This window comes from Pseudomonas laurentiana (assembly GCF_014648275.1).
Taxonomy (GTDB): domain Bacteria; phylum Pseudomonadota; class Gammaproteobacteria; order Pseudomonadales; family Pseudomonadaceae; genus Aquipseudomonas; species Aquipseudomonas laurentiana.
Map to the genome: position 1 here is coordinate 1 of NZ_BMQU01000160.1, position 595 is coordinate 595.

Consider the following 595-nt stretch of genomic DNA (forward strand, 5'->3'; position numbering starts at 1 on the left):
GAGGTGGTGATTTGATAGCAGTAGGTGCCAAAGTGGCCTTGTTGCCTATTCCATTAGGAACTGCGGATTTTCTAGTGCACCATATTCATGCATTTACTATCCATGTGACTGTATTAATATTACTTAAAGGTGTTTTATTTGCTCGCAGTTCTCGTTTAATACCCGATAAAGCGAATCTTGGTTTTCGTTTTCCTTGCGATGGGCCTGGTAGAGGAGGAACATGTCAAGTATCTGCCTGGGATCATGTCTTCTTAGGGTTATTCTGGATGTACAATGCAATTTCGGTAGTAATATTTCATTTTAGTTGGAAAATGCAGTCCGATGTTTGGGGTAGTATAAGTGATCAGGGAGTGGTAACTCATATTACAGGAGGAAACTTTGCGCAGAGTTCCGTTACAATTAACGGGTGGCTCCGTGACTTTCTATGGGCACAAGCTTCTCAAGTAATCCAATCTTACGGTTCTTCATTATCTGCATATGGTCTTTTATTCTTAGGTGCTCATTTCGTTTGGGCCTTTAGTTTAATGTTCCTATTTAGTGGCCGTGGATATTGGCAAGAACTTATTGAATCTATTGTTTGGGCCCATAATAAATT

1 protein-coding gene is annotated in these 595 nt (G+C 40.2%); it reads left to right on the plus strand.

Going from position 1 to position 595, the window contains the following annotated elements:
• A partial coding sequence (locus IE038_RS25700) for a photosystem I psaA/psaB family protein (protein WP_229775745.1) occupies positions 1-595 on the plus strand: 595 nt, incomplete at both ends.